Annotated in this window: 18 protein-coding genes; 9 read left to right on the forward strand and 9 right to left on the reverse strand. The window is 70.5% G+C overall.

Features of this window, described 5'->3' with window-relative positions; genetic code table 11:
• The first annotated feature begins 1 nt into the window (after position 1).
• The 6 genes from O4G76_RS09765 to cysE all read left to right on the forward strand — a co-directional run bounded on the left by O4G76_RS09765 (position 2) and on the right by cysE (position 7,162).
• Positions 2 to 634 carry a DUF2460 domain-containing protein gene (locus tag O4G76_RS09765; protein WP_269397158.1) on the forward strand — a complete coding sequence of 211 codons (633 nt, stop codon included), beginning with the start codon at positions 2 to 4 and terminating at the stop codon, positions 632 to 634.
• On the forward strand, positions 631 to 1,482 hold the full coding sequence (locus O4G76_RS09770) for a DUF2163 domain-containing protein (RefSeq protein WP_269397159.1): 852 nt from the start codon (positions 631 to 633) through the stop codon (positions 1,480 to 1,482). Before O4G76_RS09765 ends, O4G76_RS09770 begins: the two co-directional genes overlap by 4 nt.
• A 197-nt stretch (positions 1,483 to 1,679) precedes the next feature.
• Positions 1,680 to 2,099 (forward strand): NlpC/P60 family protein, encoded by a 420-nt coding sequence (locus O4G76_RS09775; protein WP_269397257.1) that lies wholly within the window; start codon positions 1,680 to 1,682, stop codon positions 2,097 to 2,099.
• Positions 2,099 to 6,007 (forward strand): glycoside hydrolase/phage tail family protein, encoded by a 3,909-nt coding sequence (locus O4G76_RS09780; protein ID WP_269397160.1) that lies wholly within the window; start codon positions 2,099 to 2,101, stop codon positions 6,005 to 6,007. The genes O4G76_RS09775 and O4G76_RS09780 overlap by 1 nt, the downstream gene beginning before the upstream one ends.
• Positions 6,004 to 6,288 carry a hypothetical protein gene (locus tag O4G76_RS09785; protein WP_085897334.1) on the forward strand — a complete coding sequence of 95 codons (285 nt, stop codon included), beginning with the start codon at positions 6,004 to 6,006 and terminating at the stop codon, positions 6,286 to 6,288. Before O4G76_RS09780 ends, O4G76_RS09785 begins: the two co-directional genes overlap by 4 nt.
• Positions 6,289 to 6,346: 58 nt before the next feature.
• Complete coding sequence (gene cysE / locus O4G76_RS09790; protein WP_269397161.1) at positions 6,347 to 7,162, forward strand: serine O-acetyltransferase; 816 nt, start codon at positions 6,347 to 6,349, stop codon at positions 7,160 to 7,162.
• Positions 7,163 to 7,196: 34 nt separating this feature from the next.
• On the opposite strand, the gene O4G76_RS09795 is transcribed toward cysE, so the two are convergent.
• Both O4G76_RS09795 and O4G76_RS09800 read right to left on the reverse strand, forming a co-directional pair.
• Positions 7,197 to 8,099 (reverse strand): DMT family transporter, encoded by a 903-nt coding sequence (locus tag O4G76_RS09795; RefSeq protein WP_373568027.1) that lies wholly within the window; start codon positions 8,097 to 8,099, stop codon positions 7,197 to 7,199.
• Positions 8,100 to 8,207: 108 nt separating this feature from the next.
• Positions 8,208 to 10,454, reverse strand: coding sequence for a pyrroloquinoline quinone-dependent dehydrogenase (locus tag O4G76_RS09800; RefSeq protein ID WP_269397163.1), 2,247 nt, complete (start codon positions 10,452 to 10,454; stop codon positions 8,208 to 8,210).
• A 300-nt stretch (positions 10,455 to 10,754) separates the two neighbouring features.
• Here O4G76_RS09800 and O4G76_RS09805 point away from each other — a divergent pair, with 300 nt between their 5' ends.
• Positions 10,755 to 11,186, forward strand: coding sequence for a carboxymuconolactone decarboxylase family protein (locus O4G76_RS09805; protein WP_269397164.1), 432 nt, complete (start codon positions 10,755 to 10,757; stop codon positions 11,184 to 11,186).
• A gap of 100 nt (positions 11,187 to 11,286) precedes the next feature.
• Here O4G76_RS09805 and O4G76_RS09810 read toward each other — a convergent pair whose 3' ends face one another.
• The 7 genes from O4G76_RS09810 to pgk form a co-directional block, all read right to left on the reverse strand.
• Positions 11,287 to 12,660 (reverse strand): pyruvate dehydrogenase complex dihydrolipoamide acetyltransferase, encoded by a 1,374-nt coding sequence (locus O4G76_RS09810; protein ID WP_269397165.1) that lies wholly within the window; start codon positions 12,658 to 12,660, stop codon positions 11,287 to 11,289.
• 12 nt (positions 12,661 to 12,672) lie between these two features.
• Positions 12,673 to 14,073 carry a pyruvate dehydrogenase complex E1 component subunit beta gene (locus tag O4G76_RS09815; protein ID WP_269397166.1) on the reverse strand — a complete coding sequence of 467 codons (1,401 nt, stop codon included), beginning with the start codon at positions 14,071 to 14,073 and terminating at the stop codon, positions 12,673 to 12,675.
• Between the two features lie 3 nt (positions 14,074 to 14,076).
• The gene (gene pdhA / locus O4G76_RS09820) at positions 14,077 to 15,123 is read right to left on the reverse strand and encodes a pyruvate dehydrogenase (acetyl-transferring) E1 component subunit alpha (RefSeq protein ID WP_269397167.1); all 1,047 of its coding nucleotides are present in this window, start codon (positions 15,121 to 15,123) and stop codon (positions 14,077 to 14,079) included.
• A 165-nt stretch (positions 15,124 to 15,288) separates the two neighbouring features.
• Positions 15,289 to 15,585 (reverse strand): septum formation initiator family protein, encoded by a 297-nt coding sequence (locus tag O4G76_RS09825; RefSeq protein ID WP_085897328.1) that lies wholly within the window; start codon positions 15,583 to 15,585, stop codon positions 15,289 to 15,291.
• A gap of 160 nt (positions 15,586 to 15,745) precedes the next feature.
• Positions 15,746 to 16,675: a class I fructose-bisphosphate aldolase gene (locus O4G76_RS09830; protein ID WP_269397168.1), complete on the reverse strand. Its 930-nt coding sequence runs from the start codon at positions 16,673 to 16,675 to the stop codon at positions 15,746 to 15,748.
• A gap of 126 nt (positions 16,676 to 16,801) precedes the next feature.
• Positions 16,802 to 17,629 carry an SDR family oxidoreductase gene (locus O4G76_RS09835; protein ID WP_269397169.1) on the reverse strand — a complete coding sequence of 276 codons (828 nt, stop codon included), beginning with the start codon at positions 17,627 to 17,629 and terminating at the stop codon, positions 16,802 to 16,804.
• On the reverse strand, positions 17,626 to 18,816 hold the full coding sequence (gene pgk / locus O4G76_RS09840; protein ID WP_269397170.1) for a phosphoglycerate kinase: 1,191 nt from the start codon (positions 18,814 to 18,816) through the stop codon (positions 17,626 to 17,628). Before pgk ends, O4G76_RS09835 begins: the two co-directional genes overlap by 4 nt.
• Before the next feature lie 119 nt (positions 18,817 to 18,935).
• Between pgk and O4G76_RS09845 the strand changes: the two genes are divergently transcribed.
• Together O4G76_RS09845 and O4G76_RS09850 are read left to right on the forward strand one after the other, a co-directional pair.
• On the forward strand, positions 18,936 to 19,442 hold the full coding sequence (locus O4G76_RS09845; protein WP_085897324.1) for a peptidylprolyl isomerase: 507 nt from the start codon (positions 18,936 to 18,938) through the stop codon (positions 19,440 to 19,442).
• Entirely contained in the window at positions 19,435 to 19,980 is a 546-nt protein-coding gene (locus O4G76_RS09850) for a peptidylprolyl isomerase (RefSeq protein WP_269397171.1), read from the forward strand. The genes O4G76_RS09845 and O4G76_RS09850 overlap by 8 nt, the downstream gene beginning before the upstream one ends.
• The last annotated feature ends 35 nt before the right edge of the window (positions 19,981 to 20,015 follow it).

Consider the following 20,015-nt stretch of genomic DNA (forward strand, 5'->3'; position numbering starts at 1 on the left):
TATGGGGTTCCACGATGTGAGATTTCCCGTCGCGCTGAGCTTCGGTGCCTCCGGCGGGCCGGAGCGGCGCTGCGAGATCGTCACCCTCGCCAATGGCTTCGAGGAGCGCAACAGCCCCTGGGCGCATGCGCGGCGGCGCTACGACGCCGGGCTGGGGCTGCGCGCGCTCGAGGACGTCGAGACGGTGATGGGCTTCTTCGAGGCGCGGCGCGGCCCGCTCTTCGGGTTTCGCTGGAAGGACTGGCTCGACTTCCGCTCGGCCCCGGCGGCGCGCCCGATCGAACCTCTCGACCAGCAGATCGGCTTCGGCGACGACACCACGACGGCGTTCCAGCTGGTCAAGCGCTATGGCGACGGCCCGAGCCCCTATCTGCGTCCCATCGCCAAGCCGATCGCGGGCAGCGTCCGGGTCGCGGTGGGCGGCGACGAGATCGGCCCGGGCGAGGGGGTCGAGGTGGATCACGCCACGGGGCTGGTGCGCTTCGCGGTGCCGCCCGCCATGGGCGAGATCGTCACCGCCGGGTTCGAGTTCGACGTGCCGGCGCGGTTCGACACGGAGACGCTGTCGGGATCGGTCGCGGGGTTCCGGGCCGGGACGGTGCCGGAGATCCCGGTGGTGGAGATCCGGCTGTGAGCGGGCTCGATGGCCATCTCGCGAGCGGGGTGACGACGCTCTGCCGCGCCTGGGCGCTCAGGCGCGCCGACGGGCTGGAGCGCGGCTTTACCGATCACGACCGGGCGCTGTCCTTCGAGGGCATCGCGTTCCGGCCCGAAACGGGGATAAGCGCCAGCGCGCTGGTGCAGGGCGCGGGGCTCGCGGCCGATACCGGCGAGGCGCTGGGCGCGATCTCGGATGCGGGGATCACCGAGGCCGAGATCGCCGAAGGCCGGCTCGACGGGGCCGAGCTGCGGCTCTGGCGGGTCAACTGGGCGGCGCCCGAGCAGCGGCTGCTGGAGTTCCGGGGGCGCCTGGGCGAGATCCGCCGCGACGGCACGCTGTTCCGGGCCGAGCTGCGCGGGCTCTCGGACCTGCTGAACCAACCGCTGGGCCGGGTCTACCAGCCGCGCTGCGACGCCTGCCTCGGCGATGCGCGCTGCGGGGTCGATCTCGACCAGCCCGGTGTTTCGGTGGCGCGCCCGCTCGGCGCGGCGGAGGGCGCCCGGCTGCGCCTCGACTGGCCCGACGGGCCGGTGGCGGGCTGGTTCGCCCATGGCCGGGTCGAGGTGCTGGACGGGCCCGGCGCCGGGCTCGCGGCGGAGATCCGCGAGGACCGGGTCGAGGCGGGCGCGCGGATCCTCGACCTGTGGCGGCCCGTCGGCGCCGACCTCGCGCCCGGCACGGCGCTGCGCCTCGTCGCGGGCTGCGACAAGCGGGGCGAGACCTGTCGTCTGAAATTCGACAATTTCCTGAACTTCCGAGGCTTCCCGCATCTGCCGGGGGCGGACTGGCTGATGGCGGTGCCACGGGCGGGCGGCGCGTGAGGCGGGTCACGCCGAAAGCGTACGGGGAAGGCGTGCCAAAAGCGTGCGGGGAAGGCGTGCCAGTGGCAGGCGCAGGCGTTTCGCGAAGGCCATGCGGTGAGGTTCCGCCCGGTTCGGGCAGGAAGGTCCCGTCGAACGCGCGTAAGAAATCCTCGCCAAGAGCGGGCGCGGGATCGCTGCCGGGGGCGGGCGACCGGATCGTGGCCGAGGCGCGGCTCTGGATCGGCACGCCCTATCTGCACGGGGCCGCGCGGCGCGGCGCGGGTTGCGATTGCCTCGGGCTGGTGCGCGGCGTCTGGATGGCGCTGGCGGGCGCCGCGCCCGAGCCCGTGCCCGCCTATCCGCGCCACGAGGCGCGGGGCGGCGAGGTGCTGCGCGACGCGGCGCGGCGGCATCTGCGCGAGATCGCGTTCGCCAAGGCCCGGCCCGGCGACCTGCTGCTGTTCCGGCTGCGGGCCGGGATGGCGGCGCGGCATCTGGGGCTGCTTTCGGGGCCGCCCGAGGCCCCGCGCTTCATCCACGCCTATGAGGGGCATGGCGTGGTCGAGAGCCCGCTGACCCCGCCATGGCGGCGGCGCATCGCCGCCGGTTTCGCATTGACGGAAAGGATCGGCTGATGGCGACCATCGTGTTCGGAGCGGCGGGGATGGCCCTTGGCGGCGCCGTTGGCGGCAGCCTCATGGGGTTGTCGGGCGCGGTGCTGGGCCGCGCGGGCGGCGCGGCGCTGGGCCGGGCGATCGACGCGCGGCTCCTGGGATCGGGGGCCGACCCGGTCGAGACCGGGCGGGTCGACCGGTTCCGTCTCACCGGTGCGGGCGAGGGCGAGCCGATCGCCCGGCTCTGGGGCCGGATGCGGATCGGCGGGCAGGTGATCTGGGCCTCTGATTTCGAGGAGCGCCGCGCCAGTTCGGGCGGCGGCAAGGGCGCGCCGCGCTCGGAGGTGGTCGAGTATTCCTACGCGGTGAGCCTCGCCATCGGGTTCTGCGAGGGGCCGGTGCGCCGGGTGGCGCGGATCTGGGCCGACGGGGTCGAGCTGGGCCGTGACGAGATCACGTGGCGGCTGCACGAGGGCCGCGAGGACCAGCGGCCGGATGCGAAGATCGAGGCGGTCGAGGGGATCGGCCGCGCGCCCGCCTATCGCGGGCTGGCCTATGTGGTGATCGAGGATCTCGACCTCACGCGCTTCGGCAACCGAGTGCCGCAATTCTCCTTCGAGGTGCTGCGCCCCGCCGAGGTGTCGGACCCCGCCCGGGCCGAGGACATCGCCCGTCTCGTGCGCGGCGTCGCGGTGATCCCGGGCACCGGCGAATACGCGCTGGCGACGAGCCCGGTGCATGTCGCCTCGGGCTTTGCCGAGCGGAGGCCCGCCAACCTGCACGGGCCCTCGGGGCCGAGCGACGCCGAGGCCGCGCTCGACGATCTGGTCGAGGAGCTGCCCGAATGCCGCGTCGCCTCGCTGGTGGTGTCGTGGTTCGGCGATGACCTGCGCGCCGGGCATTGCAGGATCCGTCCCAAGGTCGAGCGCCGCGAGACCGAGGGCGAGGAGATGCCGTGGCGGGTCTCGGGGCTGGACCGCGCGGGCGCGATGGCGGTGCCGCGCGTCGAGGACCGGCCGGTCTATGGCGGCACGCCCTCGGACCTCTCGGTGATCGGGGCGATCCGGGCGATGACGGCGCGCGGGCTGGAGGTGACCTACTACCCCTTCATCCTGATGGACCAGCTGCCGGGCAACGGCCTGCCCGATCCGTGGGGTGGGGCCGAACAGGCCGCCTTGCCGTGGCGCGGCCGGATCAGCACCGCGCGCGCGCCGGGGCAGCCGGGAACCACCGACCGGACGGCGGCGGCCGAGGCCGAGGTCGCGGCCTTCTTCGGCGCGGCGCGGGCCTCGGATTTCACGATCACGCCGGACGGGCCGGTCTATGAGGGCCCCGAGGATTGGGGGCTCAGGCGCTTCGCGCTGCACCAGGCGCATCTGTGCGCCATGGCGGGCGGGGTCGAGGCGTTCTGCATAGGCTCGGAGCTGGTGGCGCTCACCACGATCCGGGGGGCGGGCGACAGCTACCCCGCCGTGGAGGCGCTGCGCGATCTGGCGGCCGAGCTGCGCGGCATCCTGGGGCGGGACGTGAAGCTCTCCTACGCCGCCGACTGGACCGAGTATCACGGCCACCAGCCCGGCGGGGCGACCAAGCGGTTCCACCTCGACCCGCTCTGGGCCGACCCGGAGATCGATTTCATCGGCATCGACAACTACATGCCGCTCTCGGACTGGCGCGACGGCACCGATCACCTCGACGCGGCGCGGCACCGCTCGATCTACGATCTCGACTATCTCGCGGGCAATGTCGCGGGCGGCGAGGGCCATGACTGGTACTACCATTCGCCCGAGGCCCGCGCGGCGCAGATCCGCACGCCGATCACCGATGGCGACGGCGAGCCGTGGGTTTGGCGCTACAAGGACCTCAAGGGCTGGTGGGGCAACCCGCATCACGAGCGGATCGACGGGGTGCGGCAGCCGCAGCCCACCGCGTGGCGGCCGGGATCGAAGCCCATTCGCTTCACCGAGCTGGGCTGCGCCGCCGTGGACCGGGGCAGCAACCAGCCCAACAAGTTCATCGATCCGAAATCCTCCGAATCTTCGCTGCCCTATCATTCGCGTGGCCATCGCGACGAGCGGATCCAGATGCAGTATCTGCGCGCCGTGCATCGGCATTTCGCCGATCCGGGGGCGAACCCGGTCTCGGAGATCTACGGCGCGCCGATGCTCGACACCGAGCGGATGCTGGTCTGGGCCTGGGACCTGCGGCCCTATCCTTGGTTTCCGGGGCTGTCGGAGGTCTGGAGCGACGGCGAGAACTGGGCGCGCGGCCACTGGATCACCGGGCGCACCGCGCATCGCGACCTCGCCTCGGTGGTGGCGGACATCTGCGCCGAGGCGGGGGTGAGCGAGATCGACACCTCGCGGCTGCACGGGCTGGTGCGCGGCTATCTCGCCCGGGGTCAGCAGAGCGCGCGGGCGATGTTGCAGCCCCTGATGCTGGCGCATGGCTTCGACGCGGTCGAGCGCGAGGGGCGGCTGGTGTTCCGCAGCCGCGACGGGCTGGCTGACGCCGCGCTCGATCCCGCGGGGCTGGTGCGCGTGTCGCCGGAGATGCCGGTTCTGGAGATCGCGCGCGAGGCCGGCGCGGCGCTGCCCGACCGGGTGCGGCTGGGCTATGTCGCGGCCGAAACCGGGGCCACGGGCAGCGTCGAGGCGGCGCCGCCGGACGGCGCGGCGCGCCATGTCGAGGCGGCCGAGCTGCCGATGGTTCTGACCCGGGCCGAGGCGCAGGCCATGGCCGCGCGCTGGCTGGCGGAGATGCGGCTCGGGCGCGAGCGCGCCGAGTTCGCGCTGCCGCCCTCGGCGCATGGCCTCGGCCCCGGTGACGTGGTCGAGATCGCAGGTAAGGATCGCGGAGAGGGCGGCGCCTGGCGGATCGAGCGGCTGGAGCGGACGAGCTTTGCCGCGATCGAGGCGGTGCGCACCGCGCCGGGGCTCTACCTGCCGCAGCCCGCCGAGGACGAGGCCGAGGCCCCCGGCGCCCATGTCCCGCCGGTGCCGGTCGAGGGGGTGTTCCTCGACCTGCCGCTGCTCACCGGGGAGGAGGTGCCGCACGCGCCGCATTTCGCGGCCACGGCGCGGCCATGGCCCGGCGCGGTGGCGCTGGTCTCGGGCGTCGAGGATGCCGATCACCGGCTCGACCTGACGCAGCCCCTGGCCGCCACCATCGGCACGACATTGACGCCGCTCGCCGCCGCGCCTGCCGGGCTGTGGGATCGCGGCCCGGCGCTGCGGCTGCGGCTGGCGCAGGGGCAGCTGACCGGGGCCAGCCGGGCGGCGGTGCTGGCGGGGGCCAACCTCATGGCGATCGGCGATGGCGAGAGCGACCACTGGGAGCTGCTGCAATTCCTTCGGGCCGATCCGGTGGAGCCGGGGGTCTTCGAGGTTTCGATGCGGCTCAGGGGGCAGGCGGGGACCGATGCGGTGATGCCCGAGATCTGGCCCGCGGGCAGCCGCGTCGTGCTGCTCGATGGCGTGCCGCGGCAGGTCGCGCTGCCGGACGCGGCGCGCGGGCTGACCCGGCATTACCGGTATGGCCCGGCGCGGCGGCCGCTCACCGATCCGAGCTGGCGGCACGCGGCGCGGGCCTTTTCGGGCGTCGGGCTCAGGCCCTGGGCGCCGGTGCATCTGCGGGCGCGGCAAACCGGCGGCGATCTCGCGATCTCTTGGATCCGGCGGGCGCGGATCGGCGGCGATGGCTGGGCGGGGCGCGAGGTGCCGCTGGGCGAGGCGCGCGAGGCCTACCTGCTGCGTATCTCGACCAATGGCGTGTTGCTGCGCGAGGCGGAGCTCGGCGCGCCGGGCTTCGCCTACACGGCGGCGATGCGCATGGCCGACGGCGCGGCCGGGCCGCTCGTGGTGCAGGTGGCGCAGATCTCGGAGGCGTTCGGGCCGGGCCCCTTCGCCGACATCGCGGTGGCGGGATGAGGCCGATCCTGCCCGGATGCCTCGACCGGGCGGTGGCGGCGCTGCTCGCCGCGCCGCCCGAGGGGCGCGCGGGGCTGGCGCTGCGGATCGTGTCCGAGGCGCGCGCCGCCGATGCCTGGCGCAAGCGGCGCGGCCGGGCGCATCCGCTCTGGGGCGACGGTTCGCTGATGTCGGCGGCGCTGCGGCACCCGGCGCGGCCGCTGCCGCCATCGCTGGGCCGCGAAGCGCGGGCGGCGCTGCGGCAGGTGCTCGATGCACTTGACGGCTCCTCCGGCCTTTGATCTTGGCCGGGAGGCCCTATCTGGGCTAGACAGGACGCGGCATCAGGAGGCCATGGCGATGGCGAAACCACAGGCGCAGCTGGCCGAGATCGATCCGGTCTGGAGCCGCATTCGCAGCGAGGCCGAGGAGGCGATCGCGGCCGAGCCGCTGATGGGCGGGCTGATCCATTCGAGCGTGCTGCATCACCAGAGCTTTGCCTGTGCGCTGGCCTACAGGCTGTCGCTCAAGCTTGCCTCGGACGAGATGCCGGCGCAGATCCTGCGCGAGATCATCGACGGCGCCTATGGCGCCGAGCCGGAACTGGTGGTCTCGGCCCGCGCCGATCTCGTCGCCACATACGAGCGCGACCCGGCCTGCCACCGCTTTCTGCAGCCGCTCTTGTACTTCAAGGGCTACCAGGCGATCCAGGCCTACCGCCTCGGCCATTGGCTCTGGCAGGAAGGGCGGCTCGACCTCGCTTATTTCGTGCAGATGCGCGTCTCCGAGACCTTCGGCGTCGACATTCACCCGGCGGCGCGGATCGGGCGCGGCGTCATGATCGATCACGCCCATTCGGTGGTGATCGGCGAGACGGCGGTGGTCGGCGACAACGTGTCGATGCTGCATTCGGTGACGCTTGGCGGCACCGGCAAGGAAGAGCAGGATCGCCACCCCAAGATCGGCAACGGCGTGCTGATCGGCGCGGGCGCCAAGGTGCTGGGCAACATCCGCATCGGCGACTGCTCGCGGATCGCCGCCGGTTCGGTGGTGCTGATCGACATCCCGGCCTGCAAGACCGTGGCGGGCGTGCCCGCGCGGATCGTCGGCGAGGCGGGCTGCGCCCAGCCCTCGGTGTCGATGGACCAGACCTTCAAGGGCGACGAACGGGGCTGAGCGCCATGGGCGGCCTTCGGGGCCGCCAGCCGCCTCATCCCTCCGAGGGCAGCGGCGCCTGCGGGCGGCGCAGCGGCCAGACCTCCAGCACCCCGGCGCAGAGCACCAGCGCCCCGCCCGCGAGCTCCAGCGGCCCCAGATGCTCGCCCGCGAGCCACGCGGCCGAGAGCGCGCCGACCAGCACTTCGGACATCAACAGGATGCCGGTGCGCGCCGGTTCCAGCCGGGTGGTGGCCCACATCAGCCCGGCCATGAAGACCCCCCACCACAGCCCGCCGGTGACGCCCGACCACAGGAGGGCCGGGGCGATCTCGACCCCGGGACCGGGAAGCGGCCCGAACAGCGGCGCGATCGCCAGCGCGCCCGCGCTCGCGCCCATGGCGAAGACGAAGGCGGCCTCGGGCGGCGCCAGCGCCGGGCGCAGCCGGATGCCGGTGGTCGAGACCGACCACATGAGGCCCGAGGCCAGCGCCAGCCATTCGCCGGCGCCGCGCGGCAGCGGCCATTCGCCATCCGCACCGAGCATCACCGCGAGCCCCGCCAGCCCCGCCGCGATCGCCGCGAGCCGCAGCCTCGGCGTGTGCCAGCCGAGCAGGCGGCCGATCAGCGTGCTCCAGACCGGGGTGAGGAAGAACAGCAGGATGATGATCGCGACCCGGCCATAGACGAAGCCCACCGAGTAGAGCATGAAGGCCGCGCCGCCGAGAGCCACCGAGGCCAGGGCCCAGGGGTCGGCATGGCGCAGCCGCCGGCGCGCCAGCGCGGCGGGCGCGAGCAGCGCCGTCGCGGCCAGCGTGATCGCGAAGGTGCCCCAGGCGCCCGAGAGGCCGATCTCCTCAAGCCTTCGGACCGGCAGCCAGTAAAAGCCCCAGAGCACGCCCGAGGCGACCACGAGCAGGCTGGCGACGCGGCGGGTGGTCTCATCGGTCAAGGGCACGGCTTTCCCGGCAGGAGGGGATCGGCATCGCGACGGGCGGGGCGGACGCGTTCCGGCCGGGGCAGGCGGCCGGATCCGCCCGGAACGCGCCTTGCGACGGCCATGGGGTCAGTCCTCCAGCATCGGCAGGGCGAAGGTGATCAGCTGGTCGCCGACCTGCGGCTTGAGGATCGGGTTGCCGCCGGCGACGAAGCTCACATATTGCCGCCCCTCATGCTCGTAGACCGCCGGGATGGCGACGGCGGGCGCCTCGACCCGCCATTTCCATAGCTCCTCGCCCGAGGCGGCCGAAAGCGCGCGGACATGCGCGTCCATCGAGGCGCCGATGAAGATCACGCCGCCCGCCGTCACCGCCGGGCCGCCCAGCGTCGGGCTGCCCCAACCCTCGGGCGCGTAGAAGCCCCATTGCTGGGTCTGGCCGAAGGGCCGCTCCCAGAGCTGTTCGCCGGTGTCGAGGTCATAGGCGAGGATCGTGCCGAAGGGCGGCTTCCAGCAGGGCAGGCCCAGAGGCGTCAGGAAATTCGTCAGCTCGAAGCCGTAGGGCACGCCCTCCTGCGGGTAGAAGCCCTGCTCGGCGCCGCTTTCGCCCGCGATCTCCTCGTATTCCTCGCGCGGGATCATCCGCAGGATCTGCGCCACCTTCTGGGTGTTGACGTAGAAGGTGTTGGTCTCGGGATCGAGCGCGCCGCCGCCCCACTGCATGCCGCCCGCCGTGCCCGGATACATCAGCGTGCCCTTGCCTTCGGCGGTGGGCGGCGTGAACAGCCCCTCGTAGCGCAGCTCTTCGAGGGTGCGCGAGCAATAGCCGAAGCTCGCCAGATCGGCGAGCCACCAGATGCCGGGCCATGTGTCGTAGGTATTGGTGGGCTTCGGCACGTCGTAGAAGGGCTGCGTCGGCGCCGCCTCTTCGCCCGGCAGGTCCGAGGCGGGGACGGGCCGTTCCTCCATGCCGAAGACCGGCTCGCCGGTCTCGCGGTTCAGCACGTAGAGCATGCCCTGCTTGGAGGTCTGGATCAGCGCCGGAATGGTCTCGCCGTCCCGCTCGATGTCGACGAGGGTGGGGGCGGCGCCGGTGTCGTAATCCCAGATGTCGTGATGCACCAGCTGGCGCGACCAGATGATCTCGCCCGAATTGGTGTCCACCGCGGTCACGCTCGTCGCCAGCGGCAGCTCCTCGGTGCGGTTGCCGCCGTAATAGTTGGGCGAGGGCGAGGAGACCGGCATGTAGATGATGTCGCGCTCGGGATCGACGGTCATGTGGGTCCAGACATTGGCAGTGCCGGTACGATCCCACAGCTCCTTGGGGATGAAGTTCACGGTCCAGTCGAGTTCGCCGGTCTTCGCGTCCACCGCGAAGACGGTGCCCGGAGGGGCCTGCGCGCTTTCCCAGTCCTTGCCGGCCCAGCCGATGAACAGGCGGCCCTCATGGGCGACGGGCGGCTGCAACAGCGACAGCGGCCAGCGGTCGTTGGTGTCGTTCCACTGGTTCACGTCGAGCACGCCGCCCTCGGCGAAGTCCTCGCAGGGCTGGCCGGTATCGGCATCGACGGCGTGCAGCTTGGCATCCATCGTGCCGATATAGACGCGCTTGGCGCAGGTGCCGCTGGCGCCCGGCTCCTCCCAATAGGTGACGCCGCGGTTCTTCAGCGCGGGCTGGGTGAGGGCTTCGAGCCGGGCCTGGCTGTCATAGGACCAGAGCTCCTCGCCGGTGGCGGGGTCGAGCGCGAGGATGCGGTAGAAGGGGGTGCCGACATAGAGCGTCTCGTTGGCATAGACCGGGGTGGCGGACCAGACGGTCTGCGGCAGATCGCCAGAGCCGTCAGAGACGTCGCCGGTCTCGACCTCCCAGACCGGCTCCAGCAGGTGCACGTTGGCGGCGGTGATCTCGGTCAGCGGGCTGTACTTGCGCGCCTGCAGGTCGCCGTGGAAGCCGGGCCAGTCCTGCGCGCGCGCCTCGGGCGCATGGGCGAGGGGCAGGGCCAGCAGCACCAGCATGGCGGTTCGGCGGTCGTGGCCCTTGCGGGAGACGAGGTTCCAGATGGCGCCGATGGTGGCGAGGACCATCGACCACATCGCGATGTCCTGCATCAGGAAATACGCGGCCACCGCCGTCAGCGCCGCGCCCAGAAGCGTGAGCCATTTCAGCGTGAGGTTCAGCCAGTAGGGCATCCATTTGAACAGGACCAGCGCCGAGGCCACCGCGACCGCCAGCGCCCCGAACAACGCCAGCCCCGCGCCGACGCTGCCCGCGACGCCGCTCTCGGGCCGGAAATAGGCGATCGCCAGCGCCACGCTCGCGACGATGGCGGCGATCAGGGTCAGGCCGATGCCCGGCTGCTTGTCTCGATAGGTCATTCGGTTCCCTCACTTTTACCTCAGGGAAACGCGAGGTCGGGCGGCGGGTTCCTGCCTGCGGCGTGGGAACGAGGGAACGACGGCGTATCGCACATGAAGAAGGAAGGTCGCGCCGGAAGAAGGCAACGCGCCGGGGTTCATGATGCGGGACGACGCGGCGCAGCAACGGCTCCAAGTGCATCGCGTACCAATACGTGGTAGGCTCGTGAACAGACTCGCGGAAATTTTCGGCCTTCGCCGAAAACATCTTGGCGACTGGCCCTGATCCGACATCTTCAGAAGCTCATGGGAGGATACGCCATGAAACGCATGATGATGGCCATCGCGGTCGCATGCGCCGGGGGGATGGCCGGCGCACAGGAGGCCCAGGAGGCGATGCCCGACGCATCGGGCGAGCAGGGACCCCCGGAATTCTTCCGCAGCATCTATCCCGAACACGCCTTCGACGAGGCGATGGCGCTCTACGGTGCCCTTGGCGGCGAGGGAGCGGAACTCGATGCCAAGACCCGCGAGCTTGTCGCGCTCGCGGTCGCCGCGCAGATCCCCTGCGATTACTGCGTCTATGCCCACAAGAAGAATGCGATGAGCGCGGGCGCGACGGAAGCCGAGGTCCGGGAGGCGGTGGCGACCGCCGCCAATGTCCGCATGTGGAGCACGATGCTCAACGGGATGGATTACGACTTCGAGGCGTATAAGGCCGAGCATGACGAGAGGATGCCACCGACCAACTGACGCGACCGATCGAACTGGCCGACCGCTGCGACACGGATGCGAAACGCAAAGGGGCCGCACCCTTGTGGTGCGGCCCCTTCGAACGGCGTGACGCGACCTGTCAGGCCAGCATCATCATCGGGTTTTCCAGCGCCTCGGCGATTTGCTTGAGCAGTTCCGCCCCCAGCGCGCCGTCGATCACCCGGTGATCGACCGAGAGCGTCACCGACATCACCGTCGCCACCTCGATCTCGCCCGCATCGTTGACCACCGGCTTCTTCACGCCGGCGCCGACCGCGAGGATCGCGCCGTGCGGCGGGTTGATGACGGCATCGAAATTGTCGATGCCGAACATGCCGAGGTTGGAGATCGCGAAGCTGCCGCCCTGGTATTCATGCGGCGCGAGCTTCTTGTCGCGGGCCCGCTTGGCGAGGTCCTTCATCTGGCTCGACAGCGACGAGAGCGAGCGGCTCTCGGCGTCGCGCAGCACCGGGGTGAAGAGACCGCCTTCGATCGCCACGGCCACCGCCACGTCGGAGGGCTTGAGCTTCAGCACCCGGTCGCCGGCCCAGACGGCGTTGGCGTCCGGCACCGCCTGCAGCGCCAGGGCCGAGGCCTTGATGATAAAGTCGTTGACCGAGAGCTTCACGCCGCGGGCTTCGAGCTGCTTGTTCAGCTGCGAGCGGAATTTCAGCAGCGCGTCGAGCTTGATGTCGCGGCGCAGGTAGAAATGCGGGATGGTCTGCTTGGCCTCGGTGAGACGCGCCGCGATGGTGCGGCGCATGCCGTCGAGCTTGACCTCCTCGAACTCGCGATCCGCGTACATCTTGCGGATCTGCTCGGCCTGCACGCCGGGGGCGGCGGGGGCCGCCACCGGGGCCTTGTCGGCCTTGTCGGCTTGGGCGGCGGGGGCCTTCCCGGCCTCGGCCGCGGCGGGCTTCTGGCCGGGCTTGGCGCTTTCGACATCGGCCTTGACGATGCGGCCGTTCGGGCCCGAGCCCTTGATCTGGCTCAGGTCGAGGCCCTTGTCGGCCGCGATCCGCCGCGCCAGCGGCGAAGCGAAGACGCGATCGCCGGAGGCGCCCGACGAGGCCGGGGCGGCGTCGCTACCCTTGGCCTGCTGCGCGGCACCGGCATCGTCGCCATAGCCCTTGGCGGGAGAGGTCTCGGCCTTGGGCGTGGCGGGTTCGGCGTGGCTGTCGGCGTCGCCCTTCTTGGGTTCGGTCGAGGCGTCGATGTCGTCGGCGCTCTCGCCATCCTCGAGCAGCACGGCGATGGGGGTGTTGACCTTCACCCCCTCGGTGCCCTCGGCGATCAGGATCTTGCCGACGACGCCCTCGTCGACGGCCTCGAACTCCATCGTCGCCTTGTCGGTCTCGATCTCGGCCAGAAGGTCGCCGGAGGAGACGTTGTCACCCTCCTTGACCAGCCATTTCGCGAGCGTGCCTTCCTCCATGGTCGGCGACAGCGCGGGCATCAGGATTTCCGTTGGCATGTCTCGCGCCCCTTACTTGTAGGTCACTTTGCGCACCGCCTCGACGACCTCGTCGGTCGTCACCAGCGCGTGCTTCTCGAGGTTGGCCGCATAGGGCATCGGCACGTCCTTGCCGGTGCAGTTGATGACCGGCGCGTCGAGATGGTCGAAGGCCTCCTGCATCAGCACGTTCGAGATGTAGCCGCCGACCGAACCCTGCGGCCAGCCTTCCTCGACGGTGACGCAGCGGTTGGTCTTCTTGACGCTCTCGATGATCGCGTCGGTGTCCATCGGCCGGATCGTGCGCAGGTCGATCACCTCGGCCTCGATGCCGTCCTGGGCCAGCTTCTCGGCCGCCTCCAGCGCATAGGTCATGCCGATGCCGAACGACACGATGGTGACGTCCGTGCCCTCGCGGGCGATGCGCGCCTTGCCCAGCGGAATGGTGAAATCGTCCAGCACCGGCACCTCGAAGGAGCGGCCGTAGAGGATCTCGTTCTCGAGGAAGATCACCGGGTTGGGGTCGCGGATCGCGGATTTCAGCAGGCCCTTCGCGTCGGCGGCGGAGTAGGGCATCACCACCTTGAGGCCGGGGATCTGCATGAACCAGGCGGCGAAGTCCTGGCTGTGCTGCGCGGCGACGCGGGCGGCGGCGCCGTTCGGGCCGCGGAACACCATCGGCGCGCCCATCTGGCCGCCCGACATGTAGAGCGTCTTGGCGGCCGAGTTGATGATCTGGTCCATCGCCTGAAGCGCGAAGTTGAAGGTCATGAACTCGACGATCGGGCGCAGCCCGCCGAAGGCGGCGCCGACCGCGATGCCGGTGAAGCCATGCTCGGTGATCGGCGTGTCGACCACGCGCTTGGGACCGAACTCGTCGAGGAGGCCCTGGCTGATCTTGTAGGCGCCCTGGTACTCGCCGACTTCCTCGCCCATCAGGAAGACGTTGTCGGCGCGGCGCATCTCCTCGGCCATCGCGTCGCGCAGCGCTTCGCGGACCGTGGTGGTCTTGGTCTCGGTGCCCTCGGGCCAGTCCGGGGTCCGCGGCGGCTTCGGCGCGGCGGCGGCGGGCGAGGCGGCGGCGGGGGTGTCGGAGGGCAGGGTGTCCTTGGCCTTGGTCTCCTCCTTGACCTGCGCCTTGGCGTCATCGCCCTTGTTGGCGCCGGCGCTCTCGGCGGCGGAGGCGTCCTCGCCCTCTTCGAGCAGCACCGCGATCGGGGTGTTCACCTTCACGCCCTCGGTGCCTTCCTCGATCAGGATCTTGCCGACGGTGCCCTCGTCGACGGCCTCGAACTCCATCGTGGCCTTGTCGGTCTCGATCTCGGCCAGGATGTCGCCGGAGGAGACGGTGTCGCCCTCCTTCACGAGCCACTTGGCGAGCGTGCCTTCCTCCATGGTCGGGGAGAGGGCGGGCATCAGAATTTCGGTCGCCATGGATCAGGCCTCCTGCGGGGCTTCTTTAGCGTAGATGTCGGTCCAGAGTTCCTCGAGCGCGGGCTCTGGGCTCTCCTTGGAGAACTCGGCGGACTCGTTGACGATCTCCTTGATCTCCTTGTCGATCGCCTTGAGGTCGTCCTCGGTCGCGTGCTGGCCCGAGAGCAGCACCTGCCGGATCTGCTCGATCGGGTCGCGCTCGTCGCGCATCTTCTGCACTTCCTCGCGCGAGCGGTACTTCGCGGGGTCGGACATCGAGTGGCCGCGGTAGCGGTAGGTCTTGATCTCGAGGATGTAGGGACCCTTGCCCTCGCGGCAGTGGCCCACGGCGCGCTCGCCGGCTTCCTTCACCGCCAGTACGTCCATGCCGTCGACTTCCTCGCCCTTGATGCCGTAGGCGGCGCCGCGCTCCCACAGGGAGGGGGACTTGGTCGAGCGCTGGACGCTCGTGCCCATCGCGTACTGGTTGTTCTCGATCACGAAGACGACCGGAAGCTCCCACAGCTGCGCCATGTTGTAGGTCTCGTAGACCTGGCCCTGGTTCGCAGCGCCGTCACCGAAATAGGCGAAGGTCACGCGGCCGTTCTCGAGATACTTGTCGGCGAAGGCGAGGCCGGCGCCGATCGGCACCTGCGCACCGACGATGCCGTGGCCGCCATAGAAGTGCTTTTCCTTCGAGAACATGTGCATGCTCCCGCCCTTGCCCTTCGAGTAGCCGCCCTCGCGGCCCGTGAGCTCGGCCATCACCCCCTTGGGGTCCATGCCGCAGGCCAGCATGTGGCCGTGGTCGCGATACGAGGTGACGCGCTTGTCGCCTTCCTCGGCCGCGGCCTCGAGCCCGACCACCACGGCCTCCTGGCCGATATAGAGGTGGCAGAAGCCGCCGATCAGACCCATGCCGTAAAGCTGGCCCGCCTTCTCCTCGAAGCGCCGGATCAGCAGCATTTCGCGGTAGTAGTGCTTCAGCTCTTCTGCGGGGATGTTGGAGCCCTTGGGGGCAGGATTGGAACCCTTGGCGGGGCCTGTGTCGGAGGTCTTCCGGGTCGCCATGGCGTCTCCCTTCGCGCTGTGACGGATAGTTTAGCCTTGAACTATCACTTACAGAAGTTGGGCCGGATGCAACAGGGCAATTCGGCCATGCGCGGAATGACGGCGGCCGCGCCCGGATTTTCCGGCGCGGCGCAGCAAAACAAGGCAGCCGGGGCTGCCGCAGGGTCAGCGGATGACGATCTCGTCGGCGCGGATCATGCCGAGCACCTCACGGGCGCGGGCGTCGAGCAGGTCGAGATCGAGATAGCGGTCGGAGAGTCGGCGGGTCAGATTCTCCATCCGCGCCACCTCCTCGCGCAGGCTGGCGAGTTCCTTCTCCAGGCCCCGGGCCTCGGCCTCGACCTCGGCCCGGCGGAACACGCCGTAATCGCCCTGAACGGCGGCAAAGGTGAAGTAGAGACCGATCAGCAGCATGCCGATCAGGTAGAGGGCGGGGCCCAGAGAAGGGGTGCGTTTCAACATCACTCGTGCCTCGTGTGCCACCTCTTGGGTCGGGCGGCTGCGACCAGTATGCCACGAAAAAGGCGGCGGAAACATCGCGTTTCCGCCGCCTTGGCGCCTTATTGCCGGAGACCGTGACCGGATTGCCGCTTTGGCGCAGTCGATCCGGTCAGGCTGTCCCTCAGGCCTTGCCCAGATAGATGTCCTGCAGCTTGCCGAGCATCTCCAGCGCCTCGGCGCGCGGACGCTGGAACGAGTTGCGGCCGATGATCGAGCCGTTGCCGCCGCCGTCGCGGATCGCGCGGGCGTCGTCATAGACCGAATCCGCGCCCTTCTTGGCGCCGCCCGAGAACACCATCAGGCGGCGGCCGCCGAAGGCCGACTGCACGCAGTGGCGTACCCGCGCCGCCTGGGTCGAGATGTCGATGTTCTCGGCCTCGTAGACCTTCTTGGCCTCGGGCAGCGACAGGTGGTCGGTCGAGAGCTTGATCTTGATGACATGGGCGCCGATCAGCGCCGCGATCTGCGCGGCATAGGCGGCGATGTCGATCGCGGTCTCGCCGTCCTTGTCGAGCGCCTCGCCGCGCGGGTAGGACCAGATCACGGTGGCCACGCCCTTGGCGGCGGCCTCCTTGCGCATCTCGACGATCTCCTCGAACATCTCGAGCGCGCAGTCCGAGCCCGGGTAGATCGTGAAGCCGATCGCCGAGCAGCCCAGCCGCAGCGCGTCATCGACCGAGGCGGTGACGGCCTGGTTCTTGCCGGCGGTGCCGGACATCAGCGAGTTGGCGCTGTTGCATTTCAGGATGGTCGGGATCTGGCCGGCGAAGCTGTCGGCGCCCGCCTCGATCATGCCCAGGGGCGCGGCATAGGCGTTGAGCCCGGCATCGATGGCGAGCTGGTAGTGGTAATGCGGGTCGTAGCCCTCGGGGTTGGGCGCGAAGCTGCGGGCCGGGCCGTGCTCGAAGCCCTGATCGACCGGCAGGATGATCATCTTGCCGGTGCCGCCCAGCTTGCCCGCCATCAGCATCCGGGCGAGGTTGGCCTTCACGCCGGGGGTCTCGCCCTCGTAGTTGCGAAGGATGTCGCGGACGGTTTCAGTGGTCTGCATGGGGAGCCTTTCGGTTTGCGGTTGCGGCAAACCTAGGGCTCCGCCCGGCGGCTCACAATCCTGTTAGCGCCACCGGGCGGCACTGTTAGCGCCACCAAACCCCCGTGATCGCACGGGGTTTTGGGATCAGCCCCGGCCGTAGGCCCGGCCAGCGATCCGCGCGGTCAGGCCGCGCGGCAGCACCCGCCCGGCAAGCGCCGCGATCCGCGTCATGCCGCCCGGCACCACGGTCTGGCGCCCCGCCAGCATCGCCTCCCAGCCGGCCTGCGCCACGTCGCGGGCCCGCGCCGGGCGCATCGGGCCCGAGGGACCGCCCGCCGCCATGCCGGCCGCCTCGAAGAAGCCGGTATCGACAGGGCCGGGGCAGAGCGCGGTGACCGTGACGTCGATCTCCTCGCCCGAGAGCTCGCTCGACACGGCGTCCGAGAGCGACAGCAGGTAGGCCTTGGTGGCGTGGTAGACCGCCATGCCGGGGCCGGGGATGAAGGCCGCGACCGAGGCCACGTTCATGATGTGGCCGGCGCCCTCCTTGCGCATATGCGCGACGGCGGCCTGCATCAGCACGGTGGCGGCCGAGACGTTGACCGCGACGAGGGTCTCGACCTCCTCGGTGCCGCCATCGCCGAAGCGGCGCTGCAGCCCGAGGCCCGCATTGTTGACGAGGATCTCGATACGACGGCCCTCGGAGGCCTCGCGCCACAGCCGCTCGGCGGCGCCGGGGCGGGCGAGATCGGCGGGGATCACCACCACCTCGACGCGCTCGCGCAGCTCGGCGGCCAGCGTCTCGAGCTTGTCCTCGGAGCGGGCCGAGAGGATCAGGCGGCGGCCGCCGCGCGCCGCGATGCGGGCGAACTCGACGCCGAGACCGGAGGAGGCGCCGGTGATCAGCGTCCAGCCGCGGCTTTGCGGGACCAGGTCGGTGCGGGCGTGGTTCATCTGCGTGCTCCCGCTCATGCGCCCAGCGCCTTCACGCCCGGAAGCACCTTGCCTTCCATCCATTCGAGGAAGGCGCCGCCCGCCGTCGAGACGTAGGAGAAGTCCTGCGCCACCCCCGCGGCGTTGAGCGCGGCCACGGTGTCGCCGCCGCCCGCGACCGAGACCAGCTTGCCGGCCTTGGTCAGCTCGGCCGCCTTCTTCGCCGCCGCGACGGTGCCGCGGTCGAAGGGCGCGATCTCGAAGGCGCCCAGCGGCCCGTTCCAGACCAGCGTCTTTGCGTTCTCGAGCGCCATCTCGACATGCGCGACGCTGTCGGGGCCGGCGTCGAGGATCATCGCGTCGGCGGGCGTGTCCTCGGCCTTGACGGTCTCGCTCGCGGCGCCGGCCTTGAACTCGCGCGCCACCACGACATCGCGCGGCAGCAGGATGGTGCAGCCCTTGTCGGCGGCCTTCTGCGCGATCTCCTTCGCGGTCCCGGTCAGGTCGTGCTCGCACAGCGACTTGCCGACATCGAGCTCCTGGGCCGCGAGGAAGGTGTTGGCCATGCCGCCGCCGATCACCAGCGTGTCGACCTTCTCGACGAGGTTCGACAGCAGGTCGAGCTTGGTCGAGACCTTGGCGCCGCCGACCACGGCGACGACGGGGCGTTCGGGGTTGCCCAGCGCCTTGTCGAGCGCCGAAAGCTCCTCGGCCATCAGCCGGCCGGCGCAGGCGGGCAGCAGCCGCGCCAGCGCCTCGGTCGAGGCATGGGCGCGATGCGCCGCCGAGAAGGCGTCGTTGACGTAGAGATCGCCCAGATGCGCGAGCTTCTCGGCGAATTCCAGCTCGTTCTTTTCCTCGCCGGGGTGGAAGCGGGTGTTCTCGAGCAGCAGCACCTCGCCGTCGCCCAACGCGTCGACCGCCGCCTGCGCCGCGTCGCCCACGCAATCCTCGGCGAAGGCGACCTTGCGGCCGAGCTTTTCCTCGAGCGTCGGCACGATCTGCTTCAGGGACATCTCGGGCACCACGCGGCCCTTGGGCCGGTCGAAATGCGCCAGCAGGATCACCCGGCCGCCCTTGTCCGCGATGTCGTTCACGGTGGGCAGGATGCGCTCGATCCGGGTCGCGTCGGTGACGCGGCCCGCTTCGACCGGCACGTTCACGTCCACCCTCACGAGGGCCCGCTTGCCCGCGAGGTCCATCTCGTCGATCGTCTTCCAGCCCATGCGGCGTCCTTTCCGTTTCGCGTTGGCGAATAGGTAGCGCCGGGGGCCCGGGCTCTCAAGCCATTGGCTTAGTCGTCGCACGGCCTTATGTCGGGAGCAAAGCAGCAGGAGGACCGGCGATGGCCGAGATCAAGGACCCCGAGAACACCATCATCATCGAGCTGAAGGACGGCCGCGTGGTGATCGAGCTTCTGCCCGACGTGGCGCCGAAGCACGCCGAGCGCATGAAGGAGCTGGCCCGCGCCGGCGCCTATGACAACGTCGCCTTCCACCGCGTGATCGACGGCTTCATGGCGCAGACCGGCGACGTGCAGCACGCCAACATGGAAAAGGACTACAACCCGCGCCGCGCCGGCACCGGCGGCTCGGACAAGCCGGACCTGCCGGCCGAATTCTCGAAACTGCCGCATGACCGCGGCACGCTGGGCGCGGCGCGTTCGGCCAACCCGAACTCGGCCAACTCGCAGTTCTTCATCAACTTCAAGGACAACCACTTCCTCAACGGCCAGTACACCGTCTATGGCCGGGTGATCGAGGGGATGGAGCATGTCGACGCCATCACCAAGGGCGAGCCGCCGGCGAATCCCGACCGGATGATCAGCGTGAAGGTGGCCGCCGATGCGTAAGCTCGCCGTTCTGCTGGCGCTCGCCGCCGGCCCCGCCGCCGCCACCGGGCTCGAGATCGACGTCGCGGGGCAGGCCAATGGCACGATCAAGATCGACCTGCTCGAAGAGGTCGCGCCGAACCATGTGGAGCAGATCACCGCGCTGGCGCGCGAGGGCGCCTATGACGGGGTGATGTTCCACCGCGTGATCGACGGCTTCATGGCGCAGACCGGCGACGTCGAGTTCGGCGGCGAGGGCGGCGATGCCGCCATGGCCGGCATGGGCGGCTCCGAGCGTGACGATCTGGCGGCCGAGTTCTCGGACATCCCGTTCGAGCGCGGCACCGTCGGCATGGCGCGCAGCCAGGACCCGAACTCGGCCAACAGCCAGTTCTTCATCATGTTCGCCCCGGGCGATTTCCTCAACGGCCAGTACACGGTCGTGGGGCAGGTTACCGAAGGTCTCGAGGTGCTCGACGCGATCAAGCGCGGCGAGGGTCCGAACGGCGCGGTGATCGGCGAGCCCGACGTGATGCGCGAGGTGCGCGTCACCGAGTGACGCGCCGCGGCGTCGCGGCCCCATGCGCGGGCCGC

The organism is Limimaricola sp. G21655-S1 (genome assembly GCF_027213785.1).
Lineage (GTDB): Bacteria > Pseudomonadota > Alphaproteobacteria > Rhodobacterales > Rhodobacteraceae > Limimaricola.

Excerpts from the sequence above, each read along its gene's own strand:
- O4G76_RS09765 (WP_269397158.1), top strand. The coding sequence starts at position 2 with ATGGGGTTCCACGATGTGAGATTTCCCGTCGCGCTGAGCTTCGGTGCC.
- O4G76_RS09780 (WP_269397160.1), top strand. The coding sequence starts at position 2,099 with ATGGCGACCATCGTGTTCGGAGCGGCGGGGATGGCCCTTGGCGGCGCC.
- O4G76_RS09785 (WP_085897334.1), top strand. The coding sequence starts at position 6,004 with ATGAGGCCGATCCTGCCCGGATGCCTCGACCGGGCGGTGGCGGCGCTG.
- cysE (WP_269397161.1), top strand. The coding sequence starts at position 6,347 with ATGGCGAAACCACAGGCGCAGCTGGCCGAGATCGATCCGGTCTGGAGC.
- O4G76_RS09800 (WP_269397163.1), bottom strand. The coding sequence starts at position 10,454 with ATGACCTATCGAGACAAGCAGCCGGGCATCGGCCTGACCCTGATCGCC.
- O4G76_RS09805 (WP_269397164.1), top strand. The coding sequence starts at position 10,755 with ATGAAACGCATGATGATGGCCATCGCGGTCGCATGCGCCGGGGGGATG.
- O4G76_RS09810 (WP_269397165.1), bottom strand. The coding sequence starts at position 12,660 with ATGCCAACGGAAATCCTGATGCCCGCGCTGTCGCCGACCATGGAGGAA.
- O4G76_RS09815 (WP_269397166.1), bottom strand. The coding sequence starts at position 14,073 with ATGGCGACCGAAATTCTGATGCCCGCCCTCTCCCCGACCATGGAGGAA.
- pdhA (WP_269397167.1), bottom strand. The coding sequence starts at position 15,123 with ATGGCGACCCGGAAGACCTCCGACACAGGCCCCGCCAAGGGTTCCAAT.
- O4G76_RS09825 (WP_085897328.1), bottom strand. The coding sequence starts at position 15,585 with ATGTTGAAACGCACCCCTTCTCTGGGCCCCGCCCTCTACCTGATCGGC.
- O4G76_RS09830 (WP_269397168.1), bottom strand. The coding sequence starts at position 16,675 with ATGCAGACCACTGAAACCGTCCGCGACATCCTTCGCAACTACGAGGGC.
- O4G76_RS09835 (WP_269397169.1), bottom strand. The coding sequence starts at position 17,629 with ATGAGCGGGAGCACGCAGATGAACCACGCCCGCACCGACCTGGTCCCG.
- pgk (WP_269397170.1), bottom strand. The coding sequence starts at position 18,816 with ATGGGCTGGAAGACGATCGACGAGATGGACCTCGCGGGCAAGCGGGCC.
- O4G76_RS09845 (WP_085897324.1), top strand. The coding sequence starts at position 18,936 with ATGGCCGAGATCAAGGACCCCGAGAACACCATCATCATCGAGCTGAAG.
- O4G76_RS09850 (WP_269397171.1), top strand. The coding sequence starts at position 19,435 with ATGCGTAAGCTCGCCGTTCTGCTGGCGCTCGCCGCCGGCCCCGCCGCC.